The 3,870-nt window shown below is 71.1% G+C and carries 1 protein-coding gene; it reads right to left on the bottom strand.

Annotation, left to right across the window (positions count from 1 at the left end; all coding sequences use genetic code 11):
- The coding region (locus I71_RS12455; RefSeq protein ID WP_042695176.1) for an AAA family ATPase at positions 1–3,870 on the bottom strand (3,870 nt) is incomplete at both ends.

The following is a 3,870-nucleotide window of genomic DNA, read 5'->3' as shown; positions in this document are numbered from 1 at the left end:
GGCGCGCGCGAGCGAAGCGCCGCCTCCATCTCCTGGCGGCGGCGGTTCTCCACGCTTCAGGTCGGTGTAGAGCCGCGCCGCCTCCAGCGCGTTGGCCGCCTGGGGAGCCAGCACCTCCAGCATCGCCGCCTTGCGCGGGGTGAAGACATTCGAGGCGAGGTCGTTCTCCAGATAGAGGACGCCGACCAGCCGCGCCTGCTTGATCAGCGGTTGGCAGAGGAAGGAGCCCGCCGTCCCGCCGGCCGCCGGCGCCGTATCGCCGGAGGACAACGTCCGCCGGGTGCGCAGCACGGTGTGCAGGACCGCCGCCGGCACCTGATCCTCCGGCGGGACCTCACCGGCCAGCCGGACAACGATGTCGCTGCCGACGACGGTCGCGGTCGCCTCCACCTGCGGGTCGTCCCCGCGCATCAACAGCAGGGCACCGCGCCGGGCGCCGGCATGGACGATCATGTTGACCATCAGCCGTTCGACCAGCCGGTCCAACAGGATCTCCTCCGATAGGGCATGGGCCGTTTTCAGCACCAGCTCCATGTCGAGATCCTCGATGCCCCGGCGGGCGTCGGCGGGTCCATCGGCGGCCAGGAAGGGGAATTCCTCCTCCAGCCCCCTCACCTTGGCCAGCGCGCCCCAGCGCCGATAGGCGGCCGATGCCAGACGCAGCTGGTCGCGGGCGGCGTAGCCAAGCCTCAGCGACAGCGCATGGCGGCCGGCCAGCTCGTGAGCCAGCCCCTGTTCATGCGAGAAGCCGGCGGCGGCGGCCGCCGCCGCGGAGTCGTCGTAGAGCCGCATCGCCTCGACATCGCGGCCGTCCAGCCTTGCCGTCTCCGCATCGACCAGGGCCAGCTTGTTGCGGAAGGTCAGCGGATTGATGCCCGCCCACAGGGCCAGCCGCTGCCGGCAATGCGCCACCTCCGCCAACGACGCCGCGGGATCGGCCCCCGGGTCCTGGCTGTGCAGGACGGCGTTGTAGAAGGTCAGCTCCCCGACGGAGATATGCGCCGGCGCCGCCCACATCATGCCGAATGCCGGCGTCAGGCTGGCCCGCGACAAGGGGAAGTCCCGATGGTACAGGGCAGCCTGTCCGCGCAGCTGCCAGGTCCAGAAATACAGTGCCGACATCGGCGTGCGGCCCGGCGCCGTCGCCGGGTCGAGGAAGCCGGCCTCCCAACTGCCAACCGTCTGGCCGGCATCCTCCTGCAGCGACAGCACATACTCCCGCTGGGTCGACATCACATCGACGATGTCGTCGAACCCCGCATCCCGCGCGATGGCGATCAGCGGGTCGGTCTCCTCCCGCACCGCGGGCAGCCGCTCTCCCATCGCCAGCAGGTCGGCGACGATGTGGTTGCAGCTGTAGCAGAGCATGCGCAGCTCGGCACTGCGGTGCCCGACCTGTTTGGCTTCGCGCACATGGGCCAGACCGTAGGACAGCGGCTGCGTCCAGGGGCTGACCTGATCCAACGCCACCAGCACCGCGGTGCGGTAGCGCTCGAAGCCATGACGATCCACCATCTCCAGCGCCGTGGAGGCGAAGGCGAAGCCCTCCTCATACTTGTCGAAAACGGTCGCCAGCGAGACGCCGAACCAGGCAACCCCTTGAGCCGAGGCGGCGGTCACCCCATGCGTCAGCGTCAGCTCCACCATCCTGGCGAGATGGAGGTGCAGCAGGTCCCCCGCCGGATAGAAGAAAGCCGCCTCCAGCGCCGTCAGCAGCGCCATGGCGGCTTCGATCCGCCGATCGTCCATCGGCGGCAGGTCGGCCAGCGCCGAGACCGGACGGCCGTCCAGCAGGCGCCGGATCGACTCGTAAGCGGACTCAACCGCACCCGGCGGCGGATCGGTGGGGAGGTCGATCTCCAGCAGCGCCAGACCGTCCAGCGCAACCCGCACCGCGCCGCGGAAATCCGACGCCACCGTCAGCCTTGCGGCTTTCAGCCGGTACGCCTCGGCGGCGTCGATGGCGCCGCCGGCATGGCGGAACAGGCCGTCGATGACGCGGTCCGCCCCAGCAGCGTCGCCGCTGGCCAGCAGGCATTCGGCCGTCAGCACCGCCGCCCGCCATGCCAGCGGGTAGAAGCCGGTCCAGCGATCCTCTCCCAGGATACGGTCGACACCGGCCAGATAGGTCAGCGCCTGAGCGCGTGCGGCGGCGGCCACGGCCTGCACCGCCGCGTCGATCAGCGTGCCGGCGAAACCGCCGATCTGCCCGGCCCCGAGCGGAGCGCCGAGCGAAAGCTCGATCTGCGCAGCGATCCTGAACAGCTCCTCGGGGCCGCGATCGGGCCATAGAGCGAACATGGCGGCGGCAATCGCCGCATGCTGGGCCGGGCGGTCGCCGGCCGGCGTCAGCCCATAGGCGGCCTCCTGGACGCGGTCATGCACCAGCCCCCAATCGCCGACCTCCCGTTGCAGCACCAGCCCCGCCGCAACGGCAGGTGCGAGCGCTGCCTGAACCGCGGCGGACGGCAGGCCGGCAACCGAGGCGAGCAACCGGTCGTCGGCGCCGTTGCCGATGCAGGCCAGCAGCCGCACCGCATTCCGGCTGGCGGCCGGCAGCCGGCGCAACCGGACCACCAGCAGGTCGGTCACCGTATCGCCGCCCGGCTGCAGGGCCGCCGTTCCCGCCGTCCATGTCCAGATCGAACGGCCGGCATCGTGGCGCAACGTCCCCTCGTCCACCAGAGTGCGGAGAAGTTGAAGAATATGCAGCGGGTTGCCGCCGGTCTTCTTGCCGATCAGCCGCAGCAGATCCTCCGCCCGGTCGACCGGTTCGTCCAGCACCGCCGCGACCAGGGCGGCGGTGGCCTGCGGCCCGATCGGCGGCAGTGCGATCCAGGTCGGCGCCGCCGCACCGGTCCGCAGCGAAGACAGGAAGCCGCCGAAACCCGCCCGGATGCCGGCGCTGCTGTCCCGGTAGGCGGCGACCGCCACAAGTCCGGGCGGCGGGCCGTCGACAAGGCCACGGATGAAAGCCAGGGTGGCCTCGTCGGCCCATTGCAGGTCGTCCAAGAACAGCAGGACAGGTGCGCCGGGACGGGCGAAGGCTTGCAGGACGGCGGTCAGCACCCGGCGGATGCGCAAGGGCTGCGCGCTCGATGGATCGTCCAGGGCATGGCCGGCCGGCCCGGTCACCGGCTCGAACTCCGGCAACAGGTGGAGGAACAGCGGCAGCTGCCCTTCCAACGTTTCAGCCAGCCGGGCGCGCAGCTCCGTCAGCTCCTCCTGCGGACCGGCGACCAGCCCGGCCGCCAGCCGGCGCAATGCCTGGAGCATCGGCGCATAGGGTATGGCGGGTTGATACTGATCGGTCTTGCCGACGGCAATGCGGGCGTCCGCCGGAAGCCGGTGCCGCATGAAGTCGGCGACCAGGGCCGATTTGCCCGATCCGGGGGCGCCGCCGATGAAGAGAAGCTGCCCCGGACCGCCCGCCGCGACCCGGCCATAGGCGTCGCCCAGCAGGCGCTGCTCCTCCTCCCGTCCCAGCAGGGCATCGGGCGGCGCCAGCCGGCGGATGCGGTCGGCGCGCGCAAGCTCGAAGGCCGGGATGTGCCGATGGGCGGACCAATCGCACAGACAGCGCGCCAGATCGTCGGCCAACGACGCGGCGCTCTGGTAACGGTCGTCCGGAGACTTGGCGATCAACTTCAGGATCAGCGCGTCGAGCATCGGCGGAACATCCGGCCGCAGGCTGCCGGGGGACGGGGGCCGCACCGCCATGTGGGCGTGCAGCCATTGCGCGGCCGACTCCCCGGTCAGCGGCAACTGGCCGGTCAGCAGCTCGAACAGCACGATGCCCAGCGCATAGAGGTCGCTTCGCCCATCACCCGGCCGCCCTTCCGGTCCGGCCGTTTCCGGCGCCGTATAGGC

The sequence above is a fragment of the Azospirillum sp. B506 genome, from assembly GCF_000333595.1.
In the GTDB taxonomy this organism is placed as follows: domain Bacteria; phylum Pseudomonadota; class Alphaproteobacteria; order Azospirillales; family Azospirillaceae; genus Azospirillum.
The sequence above is the reverse complement of the archived record's forward strand: the minus strand, read 5'-3'. Positions and strand labels throughout refer to the sequence as shown.